This is a genomic window from Asanoa sp. NPDC049475, from assembly GCF_040676915.1.
GTDB lineage: Bacteria > Actinomycetota > Actinomycetes > Mycobacteriales > Micromonosporaceae > Asanoa.
On record NZ_JBFAPY010000002.1, the window covers coordinates 590948 to 609006 of the forward strand.

Annotated in this window: 15 protein-coding genes; 13 read left to right on the forward strand and 2 right to left on the reverse strand. The window is 72.9% G+C overall.

Annotated features, from left to right (window positions below; genetic code table 11):
- Positions 1-73: 73 nt before the first annotated feature.
- On the reverse strand, positions 74-781 hold the full coding sequence (locus AB0J88_RS08950) for a GntR family transcriptional regulator (RefSeq protein WP_364346843.1): 708 nt from the start codon (positions 779-781) through the stop codon (positions 74-76).
- A 336-nt stretch (positions 782-1117) separates the two neighbouring features.
- On the opposite strand from AB0J88_RS08950, the gene AB0J88_RS08955 reads away from it, so the two are divergent.
- The 9 genes from AB0J88_RS08955 (at position 1118) to AB0J88_RS08995 (ending at position 12620) form a co-directional block, all read left to right on the forward strand.
- Entirely contained in the window at positions 1118-2239 is a 1122-nt protein-coding gene (locus AB0J88_RS08955) for a mandelate racemase/muconate lactonizing enzyme family protein (RefSeq protein ID WP_364346841.1), read from the forward strand.
- Positions 2240-2279: 40 nt separating this feature from the next.
- Positions 2280-3839 (forward strand): ABC transporter substrate-binding protein, encoded by a 1560-nt coding sequence (locus tag AB0J88_RS08960; protein WP_364346839.1) that lies wholly within the window; start codon positions 2280-2282, stop codon positions 3837-3839.
- Positions 3836-4837, forward strand: a complete 1002-nt coding sequence (locus AB0J88_RS08965; protein ID WP_364346837.1) for an ABC transporter permease — start codon at positions 3836-3838, stop codon at positions 4835-4837. Before AB0J88_RS08960 ends, AB0J88_RS08965 begins: the two co-directional genes overlap by 4 nt.
- Positions 4838-4907: 70 nt before the next feature.
- Positions 4908-5798 (forward strand): ABC transporter permease, encoded by an 891-nt coding sequence (locus AB0J88_RS08970; protein ID WP_360149370.1) that lies wholly within the window; start codon positions 4908-4910, stop codon positions 5796-5798.
- A complete protein-coding gene (locus AB0J88_RS08975; RefSeq protein WP_364346835.1) occupies positions 5795-7654 on the forward strand; it encodes an ABC transporter ATP-binding protein in 1860 nt (619 codons plus the stop codon). The genes AB0J88_RS08970 and AB0J88_RS08975 overlap by 4 nt, the downstream gene beginning before the upstream one ends.
- A 2-nt stretch (positions 7655-7656) precedes the next feature.
- Positions 7657-8748, forward strand: coding sequence for an aminotransferase class V-fold PLP-dependent enzyme (locus AB0J88_RS08980; RefSeq protein WP_364346833.1), 1092 nt, complete (start codon positions 7657-7659; stop codon positions 8746-8748).
- Positions 8745-9725 (forward strand): C-terminal binding protein, encoded by a 981-nt coding sequence (locus tag AB0J88_RS08985; RefSeq protein WP_364346831.1) that lies wholly within the window; start codon positions 8745-8747, stop codon positions 9723-9725. Before AB0J88_RS08980 ends, AB0J88_RS08985 begins: the two co-directional genes overlap by 4 nt.
- Positions 9725-10837, forward strand: a complete 1113-nt coding sequence (locus AB0J88_RS08990) for a zinc-binding alcohol dehydrogenase (protein ID WP_364346829.1) — start codon at positions 9725-9727, stop codon at positions 10835-10837. The genes AB0J88_RS08985 and AB0J88_RS08990 overlap by 1 nt, the downstream gene beginning before the upstream one ends.
- Complete coding sequence (locus tag AB0J88_RS08995) at positions 10830-12620, forward strand: S9 family peptidase (protein WP_364346827.1); 1791 nt, start codon at positions 10830-10832, stop codon at positions 12618-12620. Before AB0J88_RS08990 ends, AB0J88_RS08995 begins: the two co-directional genes overlap by 8 nt.
- Here the strand turns inward: AB0J88_RS08995 and AB0J88_RS09000 are convergent.
- Complete coding sequence (locus tag AB0J88_RS09000) at positions 12605-13459, reverse strand: fumarylacetoacetate hydrolase family protein (protein WP_364346825.1); 855 nt, start codon at positions 13457-13459, stop codon at positions 12605-12607. The two genes, AB0J88_RS08995 and AB0J88_RS09000, sit on opposite strands and share 16 nt — an antisense overlap.
- Before the next feature lie 165 nt (positions 13460-13624).
- Between AB0J88_RS09000 and AB0J88_RS09005 the strand changes: the two genes are divergently transcribed.
- Genes AB0J88_RS09005 through AB0J88_RS09020 form a run of 4 tightly spaced genes read left to right on the forward strand, consistent with a single transcriptional unit; the run spans position 13625 to position 18041 of the window.
- Positions 13625-14890, forward strand: coding sequence for an amidohydrolase (locus tag AB0J88_RS09005; RefSeq protein WP_364346823.1), 1266 nt, complete (start codon positions 13625-13627; stop codon positions 14888-14890).
- Positions 14887-17175 carry a 1-deoxy-D-xylulose-5-phosphate synthase N-terminal domain-containing protein gene (locus AB0J88_RS09010; protein WP_364346821.1) on the forward strand — a complete coding sequence of 763 codons (2289 nt, stop codon included), beginning with the start codon at positions 14887-14889 and terminating at the stop codon, positions 17173-17175. Before AB0J88_RS09005 ends, AB0J88_RS09010 begins: the two co-directional genes overlap by 4 nt.
- Positions 17168-17503, forward strand: a complete 336-nt coding sequence (locus AB0J88_RS09015; RefSeq protein ID WP_364346819.1) for a hypothetical protein — start codon at positions 17168-17170, stop codon at positions 17501-17503. The genes AB0J88_RS09010 and AB0J88_RS09015 overlap by 8 nt, the downstream gene beginning before the upstream one ends.
- A complete protein-coding gene (locus AB0J88_RS09020; RefSeq protein WP_364346817.1) occupies positions 17463-18041 on the forward strand; it encodes a dihydrofolate reductase family protein in 579 nt (192 codons plus the stop codon). Before AB0J88_RS09015 ends, AB0J88_RS09020 begins: the two co-directional genes overlap by 41 nt.
- The last annotated feature ends 18 nt before the right edge of the window (positions 18042-18059 follow it).

An 18059-nucleotide genomic window follows, 5' to 3' on the forward strand; every position in this document is an offset into this window, starting at 1 on the left:
TCCCCGTCCGTGTGCCCCCCGGAGCTTTCGGACCCCGTCCAGGCTAGTCCTTCGGCGCGGGGGGCGTGGCGGCTTAGATCGCGTCGGCGGGGGCAGCGTCCGGCGTCGCCATGAGCTCGGCCGGTGCCGAGGCGAGCAGGGCGCTGGTGGTGTACGAGATGTGCTTGGTCAGGGCCGCCACCGCCTGGTCCTCGTCGCGGGCCAGCACCGCGTCGCGCAACGCCCGGTGCTCGCCGGCGATGTCCCGGGTGTCCTCGCTGCCCAGGTGGCGCGACCAGCGCCGGTAGAGCTCCGCGGCGTCGCGCAGCGAGGCCGCGATGTCGCGCAGGCGCCGGCTCGGGCAGCCCTCGAGGACCGCGGCGTGGAACGCGGCGTGTGCGGTGGCCCAGTCCTCGTTGACTGTGCCCGGCTGGACAACCGCCAGTTCCGGCGTGCGGTCCAGCGTGTGGAATGCGGCGACGACGCGGGACTCCCATGCGATGTCGCCTTGGTTGATCGCGTGTCGCAGGCAGAGCGTCTCGATGTCGATCCGCGTGCTCGTCAGGTCGCGCAGGTCTTCTTCCGAGACCGGCGTGACGCGGAAGCCGAGCTGCGGCTCCGAGAGCACGAGGCCCTGCTCGACGAGTCGGGACAGCGCCTCACGGAGGACGCCGACGCTCGTGCCGTAGCGGGCTCCGAGGTCCGCGAACGGCAGTCGCTGACCGGGGAGCAGTCGCCCAGTCAGGATGTCGCCGCGGAGGTTGGCATAGATGCGCTCCGCGCGGGTCTCACCACGTGGCATGGTTGACAGTGTAGGAGAACTTTGAGACATCGGCACAATCTCGAAACCTCAGCCGGATGTCGAACCTTCCTCGCCGGCCGCGCTAGACCCGGTTCAGTGTGCCGAAACCCGCCCTAACGCGCCGTACCGTCCCCGCTGTGCGTCGCCAATCTGACCCTTTCGTGGCCACAAGACCGGCAAACCGGATACCCCACTGTCAGTGAAGGTGAAGGTTGAAGTAACAGATCCCCTCGCGGATTCGAAAATGTATTGACACCTCGAACGTCGGCTGAACATACTCGGCGATCAAAGGGGCCCGCCGACGCGGGCGGCTTTGGCCGACGAGGAGCGTGGGTTGTGGCGATCCAGCGAGTCGAGGTTTTCCAGCTCAGCCAGCCGATCTCCACGCCCACGGGACCGTCCGGCGCCACCTACCGCGAGCGCCGCAGCGTGCTCGTGCGACTCCGCGACAGCGACGGCGGCGGCCTCGACGGCTGGGGCGAGACCTACGCCCGGGCCGGCGTCGCCGCGGTCATCGAAGAGGTCGGCGCGCTGCTGGTCGGCCGCGACGCCACCCAGGCGAGGTCCCTGCTGGACACGCTGCGCGTCGCGACCGGTGACGGCCTCGCGATCAGCGCCCTCGCCATCGCCCTCGACGACCTGCGCGCCCGCCGCCTCGGCGTGCCGGTGTCCACCTTGTACGGTGGCCGCCGCCGTGACAGCGTCCGTGGCTACGCGTCCAGCGGCGGCTACGTCGACGGGGTCGACCCCGAGCAGAGCTGGCCCGCCGAGGTCGCCTCCGCCGTCGCGGACGGCTTCACCGCCTGCAAGATAAGGATCGGCCGGTACGCGCCCACCCGCGAGCTGCCGATCCTCGCGAAGGTCCGCGACCAGGTCGGCCCCGACGTGGAGCTGATGGTCGACGCGAACGGCGCGTACACCGTGCCGCGCGCCCGCGAGGTCGCCCGCGGCCTCGCGGAGCTGCACTTCCGCTGGCTGGAGGAGCCGCTGATCCGGTTCCGCGGCGGCCTGGCGTATCCCGGCTACGAGCACCTCGGTGGCCTCGGCATCGCGATCGCGGCCTACGAGGGCCTGGAGACGCGGGGCGCCTTCGACTCCTACCTGAACCACACGCCGATCGACATCGTCCAGCCGGACGTGGCGATCTGCGGCGGCATCGGCGAGCTGCTGTTCGTCGCCGAGCTCGCCGCCCTGCGCGGCCGGCAGTGCGTCCCCCACGCCTGGGGCGGCGCGGTCCTGCTGGCCGCCACCCTCCAGGCGATCAGCCTCCTGCCCGAACCCTCCGAACTGGACGGACCGGAGTCACCCGTGCTCGAGGTGGACCGGTTCGAGAACCCGATGCGCACCCGGCTCGCCAACGAGCCGCTCACCCTCACCGCCGGACGGATGCCCGTCCCGGACGGTCCCGGCCTCGGCATCACGGTCGACGAGGACTTCGTTCGGCACGCCGCCGGCTGACCAAGTACGCACGAACCTGATCGCGATCGGAGACCCCCTCATGACGAATGTGATCAATCGACGGACGATGCTGAAGACGGGTGCCGGCGCGGCGCTCGGCGTCGGGCTCTTCGGGCTCGCCGCCTGCGGCGACGACGACTCCGGGGCGCCGGTCGCGGCCGGAGCGGCGGGGGCGCCCAAGAAGGGCGGCACGCTGCGTTGGGCCGTCGCCGCCGGCAACGCGACCCAGGTCGCCGACCCCGCCAAGGCCGGCGGCACGATGCCCCTGCTGATCGCCACCAACTGCTACGACACGCTGGTGCGGGCCGACGAGAACTACCAGCTGACCCCGGCGCTCGCCACCGAATGGTCGTCCACACCGGACGCTCTGACGTGGACGTTCAAGCTGCGGCCCGGGGTGAAGTTCCACGACGGGAGCCCGCTGACCGCGCAGGACGTCGTCTACTCCTTCAAGCGGATCCTCGACCCGGCCCTGGCCGCCGTCGGCCTCGCCCAGATCGGGCCCTACCTCCAGGCGTCCGGGATCGCGGCGGCCGACCAGAGCACGGTGAAGCTGACGCTGAGCAAGCCCAACGCGTTCATCCCCGTGATGGTGTCGCACGCCGGCTTCAGCATCGTCAAGGACGGCACCACCGACTTCAGCAAGGGCAACGGCACCGGGCCGTTCACGCTGGCCGGATTCGACGCCGCCGCCCGCACCTCGCTGACCCGGTTCGACGGCTACTGGCAGGACGGCAAGCCCTACCTCGACGCGGTGCAGATCGTCGTCATCGCCGAGGACGCCACCCGCCTGCAGGCGGTCACGTCCGGCAGCCAGGACGTCGTCGACAACATCACCGGCGCCAACACCCTGCTGCTCAAGGGCAGCGTCGAGCCGTACATGCTGAAGAACGGCGGCTGGGTCGGGCTGACCATGTTCGGCGACACCGCGCCGTTCGACAACCACAAGATCATCGAGGCGATGCAGTACGCCGCCGACCGCAAGAAGATCATGTCGGTCGTCGCGCCGGGCATCGACATCATCTCGCCCGACATCCCGATCCCGCCGAGCGACCCGTTCTTCCCGTCCGGCCTGCAGCCGCGTCCCTATGACCCCGACCGGGCCAAGGCACTGCTCAAGGAGGCGGGCGTCAGCGGCAACTTCACCTTCGACGTGTACGCGTACGAGGGCGACAAGCTCGACACGGCGGTGAGCTTCAAGAGCACGGCCGAGGCCGGCGGCATCAACGCCAACGTGATCACCTGGCCGCACGCCACGTTCTTCACCGACATCTTCAAGAAGAAGCCGGCGATCGGCATCAGCGTGGCCCGCCTGCACGTCTCACAGGCCCTGCCCCGGCTCTACAGCAAGGGCGGCGACCTCAACATCACGCACTTCAGCAACCCGCAGTTCGACGAGCTCGTGGCGCAGGCGACCGCGACGGCCGACGAGGCCAAGCAGAAGCAACTCTTCAGCGACGCGCTGACCATCGTCAACGACGGCGCCGCCAACGTGATCCCCGGCTGGGAGGGCCAGGTGTACGGGAAGAACAAGCGTGTCCAGGGTCTTGACGCGTCCAACGGCGCGCACATGTACCTGGCCGGCGCCCACCTGGCATGACGGCAACCGCACAGCAGGCCGGGCGTCCTCGCACGACGAGGGCGCCCCGCCGCCTGCCCTACCTCGTCCGGCAGCTCATCACGCTGCTGGTGACCCTCTTCGCGATCACCATCGTGATCTTCGGGCTGACCGCGATCGCCGGCGACCCGGCGCGTGACATCCTCGGCCAGTACGCGACCGACGAGCAGGTGGTCGCGTTCCAGCAGCTGCACCACCTCGACCAACCGGTCTTCGTGCGCTACTTCGAGTGGCTGGGCGGGGTGCTGACCGGCGACCTCGGCACCTCGTACCAGTCGAACGGCCCGGTCTGGGACGTCATCTCGCCGCGGCTCGGCCCGTCGGTCGTGCTGGTGCTGCTCTCCTGGGTGCTCACCGTCGTCATCTCCGTGCCGATCGGGCTCTGGTCGGGTGTCCGCCTGCGCGGCAAGCGCGACGCCTCGCTGACGTTCGTGACCTTGATCGTCGCGGCGTTCCCGGAGTTCGTGCTCGGCCTGATGCTCGCGATCCTGCTCGGCGTCTGGCTCGCCTGGCTCCCCGTCGACTCGACCGCCGTGAGCTACGGCGGCCTGTTCGACAGTCCCTCCGCCTATGTGCTGCCGGCCATCACGATCGCGCTCGGCACCATTCCGTACATCATCCGGCTCATGCGGGCGAACGCCCGCGAGGTGGCGTCGGAGACCTACGTGCGGGCGGCGGTGCTGCGCGGCGTCACCGAGCCGTCGCTGTCGCTGCGGCACATCCTGCCCAACGCGGCCCCGCCGGTGGTCACCGCGCTGGGCCTCCAGTTCGCCGGTCTGATCGGAGGCGTGGTGGTCGCGGAAACCCTGTTCGGCTTCCCGGGCATGGGCCAGTTGCTGGCCCAGTCGGCGGCCTCCCGGGACGCGCCGGTGGTCGAGGCGCTGGCCCTGATGATCGGCGCCCTGTTCGTGGTCGCGAACCTGGCCGCCGACGCGATCGTGGTCTACGTGACCCCTAAGCTCCGGGACGCCGTCCGATGAGCGAGCGAAGCGAGCGCAGGCAACACAGCGCCTGGCGCTCTTGTGCCGCCGACCGAAGGGAGGTGGCGGCATGAGCGCCGACGTCCTCAACACGGTCACCGCGGCGGACGTGTCACTGCCGAAGCAGCGCAGCCTGCGAGGGTTCCTGGCGATCCCGCAGGGTGGGTTCGGGGTCGGGTTGCTCCTGCTGCTCCTGGCGCTCGTCGTGGTCGGGCCGTTCATCGCGCCCGACTCGCCCAACGAGATCAGCGACCAGCCGATCCTCGGACCGTCGGCGCAGCACTGGCTCGGCACCGACTCCTACGGCCGCGACATCCTCAGCCGGGTGCTGCACGGCGGCGCGTCGGTGATCCTGCTGCCGCTGCTCGCGGTCTCCGCCGCGATGGTGGTGGCCACGCTGGTCGGCCTGGTCTCCGGCTACCTCGGCGGCAAGGTCGACTCGGTGGTCACCTGGGTCATCAACATCGCCCTGGCCATCCCGTCGTACCTGGCGGTGCTGGTCGTGGTCGCGGCGTTCGGCGGTGGCGGGGCGGTGGTGGTCACCGCCGTCGCGGTGGTCTACGCGCCCTACATCACCCGGGTCATCCGGTCGGCCACGCAGGCGATCGCGCCCCGCGAGTTCGTGCTGGCCGCCCGCGCCCGGGGCGAGTCGCTCGGCTGGATCCTGTTCCGCGAGATCACGCCGAACATCGGCCCGACGCTGCTCGTCGAGATCGCGCTGCGGTTCACGTACGCCATCATGTTCATCGCCTCGCTGAGCTTCCTCGGCCTCGGCGTCCAGCCGCCCAGCGCCAACTGGGGCGTGATGGTCGCGCAGAACCGGGCGCTGCTGCTGGTGTCCCCGGTCGGCGTGCTCGTGCCCGCGCTGCTGATCGGCGTGCTGGCGATCGCCGTCAACCTCATCGCCGACGCGCTCACGCAGTTCTTCGGCGACCGCATCCACGAACGGCTGATGGTATGACGACGACGCAGACCGCCCGCCGCGACGGCGACCTGGCCGCCGAGGGCCTGTCCGTCGGCTATCGCGGAAGGGCCGGGCTGACCCAGGTGCTGGCCGACGTCTCGGTCCAGCTCCACTCAGGACGGATTCTCGGGCTGGCCGGCGAGTCCGGCTCCGGCAAGAGCACCCTCGCGCTCTCGCTGCTCGGCTACCGGGTGTCCGGGCAGGAGATCCTGGCCGGACGGGTCGCTTTCGACGGCCGCGACCTCGACCGGGCGTCCGTCAAGGAGCTCCGCAAGGTGTGGGGCGCGCGCCTGGCCTACCTTCCTCAGGACACGGCGACCTCGCTCAACCCGGCCCTGACCATCCGCCGCCACTTCGTCGAGGGGCTGCGCCGGCACCGGGGCCTCGACAACGCCGCGGCCCTGGACCGCAGCGCGCAATGGCTGGCCCGGGTGGAGATCCCCGAGCCGGAGACCGCGCTGCACAAGTACCCGCACCAGTTCAGCGGCGGGCAGCAGCAGCGGATCGCCCTCGCGCTGGCGCTGTCGGTCGAGCCCGAGGTGCTGATCCTCGACGAGCCCACGACCGGGCTCGACGTGGTCACCCAGGCGCACGTGAACCGGCTCATCGTCACGCTGGCCCGGGACGCCGGCATCGCCGCGCTCTACGTGAGCCACAACCTGGCTCTGCTGGCCACGGTCTGCGACGAGCTGGCCATCATGTACGCCGGCCAGATCGTCGAGCAGGGCGTGGCCTCCCAGGTGTACGCCGCGCCGCGGCACCCGTACACGGCGGCGTTGATCGGTGCCGTGCCGACCATCGCGTCGGACCGCCCGCTGCACGGGATCCCCGGCATCCCGCGGCCGTCGGTGCCGGTGCACGCGTGCGGGTTCGCGGACCGGTGCCGGTTCCGCACGGACGCCTGTGACACCGACATCCCGCTGGTCGCGTTGGCCGAGGACCGCGCGGCCCGCTGCATCCGGCTGGCGGAGCTACCGGCGTTCGACCCGGGTGCCGAGCACGCACCGGCCACGGTCGCGGACCGCGCCGCCGTGCCGGCCCGGAACCTCGACGCGATCCTCACCGTCGACAACGTCGGCGTCGTGTTCGCCCGCCCCGGGTCCGGTGAGCCGTTCGTCGCCGTCGACGACGTCTCGGTGCGCGTGCCGGCCGGCCGCGCGCTGGGCATCGCGGGGGAGAGCGGCAGCGGCAAGTCCACGCTGCTGCGGTCGATCGCCGGGCTGGTGCGCCCGTCGTCCGGCTCGATCAGCTACCGCGGCGCGACGCTGGCCGGCACGGCGGGGGAGCGGCCGGTCGCGCTGCGCCGGGCCATCCAGATCGTGTTCCAGAACCCGGACGCCACACTCAATCCGCGCCACACGGTCTACCAGTCGCTGGAGCGGCCGCTCAAGCTGTTCCGGCCCGACATCGCCAGGCGCGAACGGCGCGACGCGGTGGCGGAGATGATGCGCCAGGTGCGGCTCGCGCCGGACCTGCTCGACCGCTACCCGCGCAACCTCTCTGGCGGGCAGCGGCAGCGGGTCGCGATCGGGCGGGCACTGCTGGCCGAGCCCGAGGTGCTGCTCTGCGACGAGGTCACGTCGGCGCTCGACGTGTCCGTGCAGGCCTCGATCCTGGAGCTGCTGGTGGGCCTCCAGGCCGAGCGCGACCTGACGGTGGTGTTCGTGACACACGACCTCGGTGTGCTGCGCGCGGTCGCCGACGAGGCGATCATCCTGCAGAACGGGGCGATCCGGGAGGCGGGGCCGACCACCCGGCTGCTGCGCGAGCCGAGCCACCCGTACACGAAGGAGCTCATCGCGGCCGTGCCCGACCCGGACCGGGCGGCCGAGTTCCTGGGTGGAGGGTCCTGACCGTGCATCCCGCCGCGCGGGCCGAGTTCGCGCCCCTCGACCGCACCTACCTCAACACCGCCGGCTACGGTCTGCCCACCGCGCGCACCGTAGCCGCCCTGACGGACGCGCTCGTCGCATGGCAGGAGGGTTCGGCCGACTGGGTGCGCGACTGGGACGCACCCGCCGAGCGCGCCCGGGCCGCCGCGGCCCCGCTGCTCGGCGCGCCCGTCGACGAGATCGCGCTGCTGCCCGCGGTGTCCGTCGGCGCGGGTGTCGTGCTCGGCTCGCTGAACGCGGGGGACGAGATCCTGGTGCCGGCGGGCGAGTTCGCCTCGGTGCTGCTGCCCGCGCTGGTCGTCGCGGAGGCCCGCGGCGTGCGGGTCCGGCAGGTGCCGTTCGACAGGCTCGCCGACGAGGTCCGGCCTTCGACGACCCTCGTGGCGACCAGCCACGTGCGGTCCGACGACGGGCGGGTGCAGGACCTCGCGGCGGTCGCGGCGGCGGCCCGGGCGGTGGGCGCGGCCGTGCTGGTCGACGCCACCCACGCGGCCGGCGTGCTGCCCGTCGACGCGGCGGCGCTCGGGCTCGACTACGTGCTCGTGGCCGCCTACAAGCATCTCCTCTGCCCGCGCGGTGTCGCGCTGATGCGGGTCGCGCGGGAGCGTTGGGAGCAGGTGCCGGCCCTGGTCGCGTCGTGGCGTTCGGCCGGCGACGCCTACGCGCACTACTACGGTCCGACGCTCGCCGCCCTCGCGCCGACGGCGGCCCGCTACGACGTGTCGCTCGCCTGGCACGCCTGGGTCGGCGCGGTGCCGGCGCTGGAGTTCCTGGCCGGCGTGGCGCCCGGCGAGCGGCGCGACTGGTGCGTGGGTCTCGCCGACGAGGCGGCCAAGCTGCTCGGCCTGCCGCCGACCGGCTCCTCGGTGCTGGCCGTGCCGGTCACCGCCGGTGGCCCGGAGGCCTTGCGGACCGCGAACATCGTGACCTCGGTGCCGCCCACCGGCGCCGCGGCCCTGATCCGGTTGTCCTTCCACCTCTACAACGATCTGTCCCAGGCCCGGCTCGTCGCCGACGTGCTGGCGCCGCACCTGGAAAGAGGGAGCACCCGATGAGCACGGTCGTGCAGCTCGAGTACGTCGGCGACCTGGCACCCTACGACGAGGAGGAGGCCGCGCTCGCCGAGGCCGGCGCCACGCTGAAGGTGGTGCGCGCGGCAGACGGCGACGCCCTCGTCGAGGCCGCCGTCGACGCCGAGGTGATCTGGGTCGAGTGGACGCCGCACCTCACCCGCGACGTGCTGGAGCGGCTGCCCAACCTCGGCCTCGCGATCCGCTGGGGCGTCGGCTACGAGCAGATCGACGTCGTCGCGGCCACGGAGCTCGGCATCGCCGTCGCCAACGCGCCCGCGTACTGCACCGAGGACGTCGCCGAGCACGCCCTCGCCATGCTGCTCGCCGTCTCCCGGCAGGTGGTCTACCGCGACCGCCAGGGCCAGCAGGGCCTGTGGCGGCACGGTCCCGCGCGGCAGAAGCGGCTGGCGGGCAGCACGGTCGGCGTCGTCGGCCTCGGCCGGATCGGCCGCCACGTGGCCCGGGTCGCGGCCGCGTTCGGCGCCACGGTCCTCGGCTACGACCCCGTCGTGCGGTCGAGCGACCCGGCAATCCGGCAGGTCGGCTTCGAGGAGCTGCTGGCGTCCTCCGACTTCGTCAGCGTCCACGTGCCGCTCACCGCCGAGACGCACCACCTGTTCGACGCGGACTCGCTGTCGCTGATGCGGCCGGACGCCGCGCTGGTCAACACCAGCCGGGGCGGGGTGGTCAGCCAGGCGGCGCTGGTGGAGGCGCTCGACGCCGGCCGGATCGGTGCGGCCGCGCTCGACGTCTTCGAGCAGGAGCCGTTGCCCGCCGAGAACCCGCTGCGGGGCCGTGACAACGTCATCCTGACTCCGCACGAGGCCGCCAACTCGCCTCAGTCCGGGCGGGATCTGCGCCGCGCGGTCTACGGCGCCACCGTGGAGTGGCTCCGCACCGGCTGGACCGACGCGATCGTCAACCCGCAGGTCCGTCCCCACGCCCGGGCGGCGCGCTGATGCCCCGCCGAGTGCTCGCCCAGGGCGGCGAGATCATCCTCCGGGAGGTGCCGGATCCCGAGGTCGGGCCGGGCGACGTGCTCGTGCGGCCCCGCTATTCGGTGATCAGCCCGGGCACCGAGCGCTCGATCGTGCGCGCCACCCGCACCAGCGTCGCGGAGGCGCACGAGTACCCCAACGCGTCGTACTCCTGGCGCACGGTCCGGTCCGGTGCCGTGCGGGGCCAGACCCGGCTGCCGGCGATGCCGCCCGACGACGCCGCCTCGCTGGGCTACAGCCTCGCCGGCACCGTCGTCGCGGTCGGTACGGACGTGCTCGACCTGCGACCCGGTGACCTGGTCGCGTGCAGTGGCAGCCAGTGCGCGTACCACTGCGAGCTCGTCGCCGTGCCCCGCAACCTGACCGTCCCGGTGCCGGCCGGCGTCGACCTGGCGGCGGCCGCGCACGTCACGCTCGGCGCCGTGTCGATCGAGGCCCTGCGGCGCACCGAGTGCCGGTTCGGCGAGACCGTGGCGACCTTCGGCAGCGGCATGCTCGGCCTGCTGATCGCCCAGCTCGCTGCGTCGGCGGGCGTCTACGTGGTCGCCCTCGACACGAACCCGGCCCGGCTCGAGCTGGCCAGTGCGCTCGGCGCCGTCGCGACGCTGACCGACACCTCGTCGGAGGCACTTTCCCGGGTACGTGCGCTGACCGGCGGGTTCGGCGTCGACGCCGTGATCGTGGCCGCCGCCGACCCGGGCAGCACGCTGGTGAACTTCGCGTTCGACCTGCTGCGGCCCGGCGGGCGGGTGGTCGCGCTCGGCGACTTCGGGATGGACCTCGACCGGGCACGGTTCTTCGGCGCGCAGGCGACGTTCGTGCCGTCTATCGCGTACGGGCCGGGCCGCTACGACCCGGTCTACGAGGAGAACAACGTCGACCTGCCGATCAGCGTCGTGCGCTGGACCGAAAACCGCAACATGGGCCACTTCGTGCGCCTGCTCGCCGAGGGGCGCATCGACCTCGACGTGATGAAGGCGGTCCGGGTGCCGTTCGCGGAGGCGCCCACGGCCTACCGGGCGCTGTTCGGCGACGACTCGCCGCTGACCGCGGTGCTCGACTTCGGTGACTGACCTACGCTGGCTCGCCGACCCGCGGCCGTCACCCGACGGAACGCGGGTCGCGTACGTCGAGCGCTCCCTCGACCCGGACGCGGACGCGGTGGTGTCGCGCGTCGGCGTGGTGCCGGCCGGTGGCGGACCGACGGTCTGGCTCGGTGCGGGCACGGCGCCGCGCTGGTCGCCGGACGGCCGCCGGCTCGCGGTGTCCCGCGGCGATGGGCTCTGGCTGGTCGACCCCGCGACAGGCGAAGGCCGGGAGCTGGCCCGGCAGGGCGGCGGAGAGGTCACGGAAGCGGCCTGGTCTCCGGACGGGCAGCTTCTGGCGATCGCCCGCTCCGCGCTCGTCGACGCGCTCGACGGGATCCGGGTCGACGGGCTGCCCGGCCTCTACCGCCGCCATCGGCGCGTCCAGGTCGTCGACGTGTACGGCCGTCCGCGATGGACGTTGCCGGGCGACGCGCACTCTCCACAGTGGTCCGGTGAGCGGATCGGCTTCCTGACGGACCGGTTCGGCGGCCGGGAGGACCTGTGCGTCGCGACCGGGCCGGACCGGATCGTCCGGGTCACCGACGGCGCCGGTCCCGTCCGCGGCTTCGCGTGGAGTCCCGACGGCGCCCGGCTCGCGTACCTCGGCCATCGGCACGGCGACGCCGCCGACGTCAACCTGCGGCTGTTCCTGACCGACCCGGGCATGGAGCTGACGGCGGACTGGACCTACGGCCTCGGCAACCCGGTCCGCGGCGACGACCCGCGCGGCACCGGCGCCGCTCCCGTGGTCTGGTCGGCGGCCAGCGATCGGATCTACACCGAGGTCTCGGTCGGCGGGCGCGGCCCCCTCGCCTGGTTCGCACCCTCCTCCGGGCGCGGCGGCCGGGTCTTCGACGGCCCGCACACGTGCCTGTCGCCGGCCGTGGGCGGCGGCCGCGTCACGTTCGTCCGCAGCGACGCGCTCAACCCCGGCGACGTCCACGTGGCCGACGAGCCGACGGGCCGATCGCGGGCGCTGACCGAGGCCAACCCGTCCGCGGTGGCCGCGGCGGCACCGATGACCCCGGTCGCCGTGGAGGGTGTCGACGCGTGGCTGACCGCCCACGACGGCGACCGCCGGCCGCTGCTGGTCAACGTGCACGGCGGACCGCACGGCGCCGTCGGCTGGCGGCACACGGCCGAGGTGCAGCGGTTGGCCGCGCGCGGCTATGCCGTGCTCACGCTCAACCCCCGGGGCAGCCAGGGCTACGGCGAGGCGTTCGCGACCGCGATCCGCGGCGACTGGGGCGGCGCCGACTGGCAGGACGTCACGGCCGTGGTGAACGCGGCGGCGGCGCTGCCCGGCGTCGACCGGGAGCGGATGGCGATCTGGGGCGTCAGTTACGGCGGGTTCATGGCGCAGTGGGCGATCGCGCACACGAGCCGCTTCGCCTGCGCGGTCAGCGAGAACGGCATCAGCGACTTCGTGGCCGCCTGGCGCTCGCCCTTCTGGGACCTGCCGATGGGCGGCGCGCCGTGGACCTCACCGCGCTATGTGGACCGGTCGCCGCTCATGAAGGCCGACCGGATCCGCACACCGTTGCTGCTGGTGCACGCCGAACACGACCAGGTCTGCCCGGTCGCCCAGAGCGAGCAGCTGCACGCGGCGCTGCGCGCGCTCGGCCGCGACGTCGAGCTGGTCCGGATCCCGGGCGAGGGCCACCTGATGAACCTGCACGGCCGCCCCTCGCACCGGGCGCGCCGGGCGGCGGCGGTCGACGCGTTCCTCGACCGCCACCTGAAGCCCCAGGCTCAGACGAACACGTGAGCGGCGGCCACGCACCGCTGGCGGATCGCACCGATCCGCTCGATCGTGCTGACCACCTCGTCGCCGGGGCGCAGGAAGACCGGTGGCGTGCGTCCGGAGCCGACGCCTTCGGGCGTGCCCGTGAAGATGAGGTCTCCCGGCAGCAGCGGGCAGACGGCCGAGAGGCGCGAGACGAGGCCCGGCACCGAGACGATCATGTCGCGGGTGCGGCCCGACTGCATCAGCGCGCCGTTGACGGTGCACTCCAGCAGGAGGTCGTCGACGTCGTCGAACTCGTCGGGGGTGACCAGCCACGGGCCGGTCGGGCCGAAGCCAGGGAACGACTTGCCGAGGCTGAACTGCGGCGTCTGCCCGAGGGTCTGCACCCGCCGTTCCGAATAGTCCTGCCCCACGGTGAGCCCGGCGATGTAGGACCAGGCGTCGTCGACCGCGACGTTGCTGGCGCGCCGGCCGACGACCGCGACGAGCTCGACCTCCCAGTCGACGGTGTCGCCCGGGATCGGGAGCTCGCCCTGCGGGCCGGTGATGCAGGTCGGGAACTTGGTGAACGTGATCGGCACGTCCGGGACGTCGTAGCCGGCTTCGAGCGCGTGCGCGCCGTAGTTGAGGCCGATCGCGAACACCTGCGCCGGCCGGGGCGACGGAGCGCCGAGGGCGTCCTCGTCGATCGGCGTGGCTCCCGCGGTGTCGAGCCCGTCGGCCCACGCCGTGAACTCGGCCCAGCGCGCGTAGACCGCGGCGGGATCCGCGGAGAAGTGTCCGGCGCTCGCGCGCTCGACGTCGATGCCGCCGAGGGGCGTGAGGACGGTCAACCGGCCGGCGACGTTGGCAATCCGCATGTGCCGCTCCTTGCTTCCCGGGCCGGCCACCCGGCCCGCTTCAGCATCAGGCCCGAGTGTTCGACTCGTCAATAGAGTTTCGAAATTGAGCGACTCTTTCCTTGAGCACGCCGGAGAGCGAAAGCTAGGCTGTCGCTCGAACTCGTTCCACAGGGGAGGCATCCGATGGCCACCGACTCACCGCAGGAGGCAGCCGGCCGGGCGCGCGCGGTCCTCGCCGGCCTCGACGGGCTGATGCCCGAGGTCGACGCCCTCTACCAGGACCTGCACACGCACCCCGAGCTGTCCGGTGCCGAGGTCCGCACGGCCGGCGTCATCGCCTCGCGTTACGCGGCGGCGGGGCTCGAGGTGACGGCCGGCGTCGGCGGTCTCGGCGTCGTCGGCGTGCTGGCCAACGGCCCGGGGCCGGTCGTCGCGGTCCGCGCCGACTTCGACGCCCTGCCGATCGTCGAGGACACCGGGCTGCCGTACGCGAGCACCGCAACCGGGGTCATGCACGCCTGCGGCCACGACCTTCACACCGCGAGCCTGGTCGGCGCCGCGCGGCTGCTCGCCGAGCACCGCGACCGGTGGCGCGGCACGCTGCTGCTGATCGCGCAGCCCGCCGAGGAGACCATGCAGGGTGCCAAGGCGATGCTGGGCGACGGGCTCTACGACCGCTTCCCGCGGCCCGACGTGGTGCTGGCCCAGCACTGCGCGGTCACCCGCACCGGCATGGTGCACCACAAGGCGGGGATCGCGTACTCGGCGTGCCGGAACTTCCGGATCACCATCCACGGGCGCGGCGCGCACGGTGCCGCGCCGCACTGGTCGGTCGACCCGGTGCTGCTGGCCGCGCAGACGATCGTGTTGTTGCAGGGCATCGTGGCCCGCGAGGTCGATCCTGACGAGATGACCGTGCTGACCGTGGGTTCGGTGCACGCCGGAACCCGGCCCAACATCATCCCGCCCGAGGCGGTGCTCGAGGTGACGCTGCGCGCGACCAGCGAGCGCGTCATCGAGGTGCTCCAGGCCGCCATGGAGCGGGTCGTCAACGGGGTGGCGGCGACCGGCCGCTCACCCCGGCCGCCCGAGATCGAGCTGTGCGAGCACACGATCGCGGTGGACAACGACGCGGAGGTGACGGCCCGCGTCCGCGCCGTGCACGCCGAGCTGTTCGGGGAGGACGACGTCATCGACCTGCCCGAGGCCAACAAGGGCAGCGAGGACTTCGCCTACCTCGGGCGCGGCATCCCGGCCACCATGTGGTTCTACGGCAGCACGGCGGCGGCGCTGTGGGATGCCGAGACCGGCGAGTTGCGCGAGCGGATGGCGAAGATGCCGGGCCAGCACACGCCGTTCTACGCCCCGGACCGACTGCCCACCCTGCGCCGTGGGGTCGAGACCCTGGTCGGCGCCGCGCTGGCGTACCTGCCGGGGCGGCCGGCATGAGCGCTTCGCTTCGGGAGATCGAGCGGCGGGTCCTCTGGCTCGCCGTGCGGATGGTGGACGCCGCCAACCGCGAGCGCGACACCGGCGACGGCGTGAAGGTCGGCGGCCACCAGGCGTCGTCGGCGTCGCTGGTGTCGGTGCTCACCGCGCTCTACTTCGCGCACCTGCGGGCCGGCGACCGGGTCTCGGTCAAACCGCACGCGGCGCCGGTGTTCCACGCGATCGCCTATCTCCTCGGGAACCTGGACCGGTCCTACCTGACCCAGCTGCGGGCCAAGGGCGGCCTGCAGGCGTACCCGTCGCGCACCAAGGATCCCGACGGCGTGGACTTCTCCACCGGGTCGGTCGGGCTGGGTGCGGCCGCGCCGCTGTTCGCCGCCGCGACCCGGCGCTACGTGGACGCGCACTTCGGCCCGCGCTCGCCGAGCAGGTTCGTCGCCGTCCTCGGTGACGCGGAGCTCGACGAGGGCAGCGTCTGGGAGGCTGTCGCCGACCCCGCGACGGCCGGCCTCGGCAACGTCATGTGGGTGGTCGACCTCAACCGGCAGTCGCTCGACCGGGTCGTGCCGGGCATCCGGGTGGCGCAGTGGGCCGGACAGTTCGCCGCGGCCGGCTGGCACGTGGTCGAGGTCAAGTACGGGTCGAAGCTGCGCGCGGCGTTCGAGGGCGGGCCGGAGCTACGGGAGTGGCTCGACCAGATGCCCAACGAGCACTACCAGTCGCTGTTCGGGCTGACCGGTGAGCCGCTGCGCAAGCAGTTCCTCGACGGGGCGCCGGCGCCGGTGGTGGCGGCGATCGCCGACGTTCCGGACGACGAGCTGGCCGCGCTGCTCCAGGACCTCGGCGGCCACGACGTCGACGCGCTCCTGGCCGCCTTCGCCGAGTGCGACCGGGTGACGGACCGGCCGAGCGTCGTGTTCGCGTACACGGTGAAGGGTTGGCACCTGCCGGCCGCCGGCCATCCGCGGAACCACTCGGCGCTGCTGACCGGCGAGCAGATCGACACGCTGCGGGCCGTGAGCGGGCTGACGGAGTCGACCGAGTGGGACCGGCTCGACCCCGCGACACCCGCCGGCGCACTGGTCGCGGAGCGGCAGGCCGCGCTCGCCCGGCCGGTGCCGCCGGCGCCGAAGCGGCCGGTCGTGCCCGCGCGGTCCGGCGTGCGGGTCGGCGCGCGAGCGTCCACCCAGGAGACCTTCGGCCGGGTGCTCACCGACCTCGCGCGGGACCCGGCGGTGGCGCCCTTCCTGGTGACCACCGCACCCGACGTGGCCACGTCGACCAACCTCGCCGGCTTCATCAACCGCACGGGCATCTTCGCGCCGGACGCGCGCACGACGTGGTCCACCGACCCGGTGCTGCGCTGGGTCGAGGGGCCGCAGGGGCAGCACATCGAGCTCGGCATCTCCGAGATGAACCTGTTCATGCTGCTCGGCCAGCTGGGCCTGGCCGGGGACCTGTCGGGCCAGCCGCTGCTGCCCGTCGGCACGGTCTACGACCCGTTCGTGCTGCGCGGGCTGGACGCGTTCATCTACGCGACCTACAGCGGTGCCAGCTTCGTCGTCGCCGGCACGCCGTCGGGCGTCACGCTGGCGCCGGAGGGCGGTGCGCACCAGTCGACGCTGACCGCCTCGGTCGGGCTGGAGCTGCCGGGCGTGACGTTCGCGGAGCCGGCGTACGGCGCCGCGCTCGACTGGCAGCTCTGCCCCGCACTGGGCGAGGTCGCGGCCGGCCGCGGTGCCTTCTACTTCAGGCTCACCACCCGCCCGATCGACCAGGCACCGTTCGAGGCCGCCCGGGCGCGGCTGGGCGACGTGGTGCTGCGGCGACAGGTGCTGGCCGGTGCCTACCGGCTGCGTGACGCCGGCGGGCCGGCCGCGGTCCAGCTCGCCGCCAGTGGCGCCGTGCTGCCCGAGGTGCTCGCGGCCGCCGACGAGCTGGCCGAGGAAGGGGTCGCCACCCACGTCGTCGACGTGACCTCGTTGGACCGGCTCTACGCGGACTGGCAGGCCGCGGTGCGGTCGGGCATCCGGTCGGCGCGGGTGCCCGACCTGCCCGGCGCGCTGCGCACCGCGTTCGCGCCCGGCGTGCCGCTGGTCACGGTGCACGACGCGGCCTCGCACGCGATGGCCTGGCTGGGCTCGGCTCTCGGCGTGCCGTGCGTGCCGCTCGGAGTCGACGGGTTCGGGCAGTCCGGCAGCGTCGCCGACCTCTATGCGCTGCACGACCTCTCGCCGGGCGCGATCGTGAACGCCGCGCTGTCGGCGGTGGCGCTGCGTGGCTGAGCTGCTGCTGGCCGGCGGCACCGTCGCCGACGGTCGCGGTGGCCCGCCGGTTGCCGCGGACGTGACCGTCGAGGACGGCCGGATCGCCGCGGTCGGCGCGCCGGGGACGCTGAACGGGCGGCGGACGCTCGACGTCTCCGGCAAGGTGGTCAGCGCGGGATTCGTCGACATCCACTCGCACGCGGACTTCACGCTCGCGGTGGACGGCCGCGCGCAGACCGGGCGACGCTGTCGGATCTGGGCCAAGGTGTTCGTAGCACTGACGAACGCCTACCGAGGAGAACATCGTGAGCGCTACGTACACCTTCGACGTCTTTTCCAGCCTTGACGGCTACGGGGCCGCCGGCGGCGACTGGGGCGGCTACTGGGGCAAGCAGGGTCCCGAGCTGCTCGAGCACCGCCTGGCCTTGTACGGCGAGGACCAGCGGATGGTGTTCGGCGCCAACACGTACCGGATCTTCGCGCGGCTGCTGGCCGAGAGCACCGAGGACTCCGAGGTCCGCGACCCGTGGGTGACCCGGATGCGGCACCTCCCGACGACGGTGGTCTCGAGCACCCTGCGGGACCAGCTCGACTGGCCAGACGCGACCGTGGTCAGCGGTGACGCCGTCGACGTCGTCGCCCGGCTCAAGGAGGTGTCGCCGGTGCCGCTGCGCTCGCACGGCAGCCTGTCGCTGAACCGGGCGTTGATGGCCGCCGGCCTGGTCGACCGGGTCCAGGTGACGCTGTTCCCGGTGATCACCGGTCAGACGGGGATGGACGCGATCTTCCAGGGTGCGGCCGACTTCGACCTCGAGCTGATCGAGACCCGCACCCTCGACGGTCGGATCCAGGAGCTGACCTACCGGCCCACACTTCACGCCTGAGGCCCGGCACCACGCCGC

Bases quoted from the DNA above. Each gene is read 5' to 3' on its own strand.
- AB0J88_RS09010 (WP_364346821.1), top strand. From the start codon at position 14,887: ATGAGCGCTTCGCTTCGGGAGATCGAGCGGCGGGTCCTCTGGCTCGCC.
- AB0J88_RS08965 (WP_364346837.1), top strand. From the start codon at position 3,836: ATGACGGCAACCGCACAGCAGGCCGGGCGTCCTCGCACGACGAGGGCG.
- AB0J88_RS08975 (WP_364346835.1), top strand. From the start codon at position 5,795: ATGACGACGACGCAGACCGCCCGCCGCGACGGCGACCTGGCCGCCGAG.
- AB0J88_RS08990 (WP_364346829.1), top strand. From the start codon at position 9,725: ATGCCCCGCCGAGTGCTCGCCCAGGGCGGCGAGATCATCCTCCGGGAG.
- AB0J88_RS08985 (WP_364346831.1), top strand. From the start codon at position 8,745: ATGAGCACGGTCGTGCAGCTCGAGTACGTCGGCGACCTGGCACCCTAC.
- AB0J88_RS09000 (WP_364346825.1), bottom strand. From the start codon at position 13,459: ATGCGGATTGCCAACGTCGCCGGCCGGTTGACCGTCCTCACGCCCCTC.
- AB0J88_RS09005 (WP_364346823.1), top strand. From the start codon at position 13,625: ATGGCCACCGACTCACCGCAGGAGGCAGCCGGCCGGGCGCGCGCGGTC.
- AB0J88_RS08960 (WP_364346839.1), top strand. From the start codon at position 2,280: ATGACGAATGTGATCAATCGACGGACGATGCTGAAGACGGGTGCCGGC.
- AB0J88_RS08970 (WP_360149370.1), top strand. From the start codon at position 4,908: ATGAGCGCCGACGTCCTCAACACGGTCACCGCGGCGGACGTGTCACTG.
- AB0J88_RS08950 (WP_364346843.1), bottom strand. From the start codon at position 781: ATGCCACGTGGTGAGACCCGCGCGGAGCGCATCTATGCCAACCTCCGC.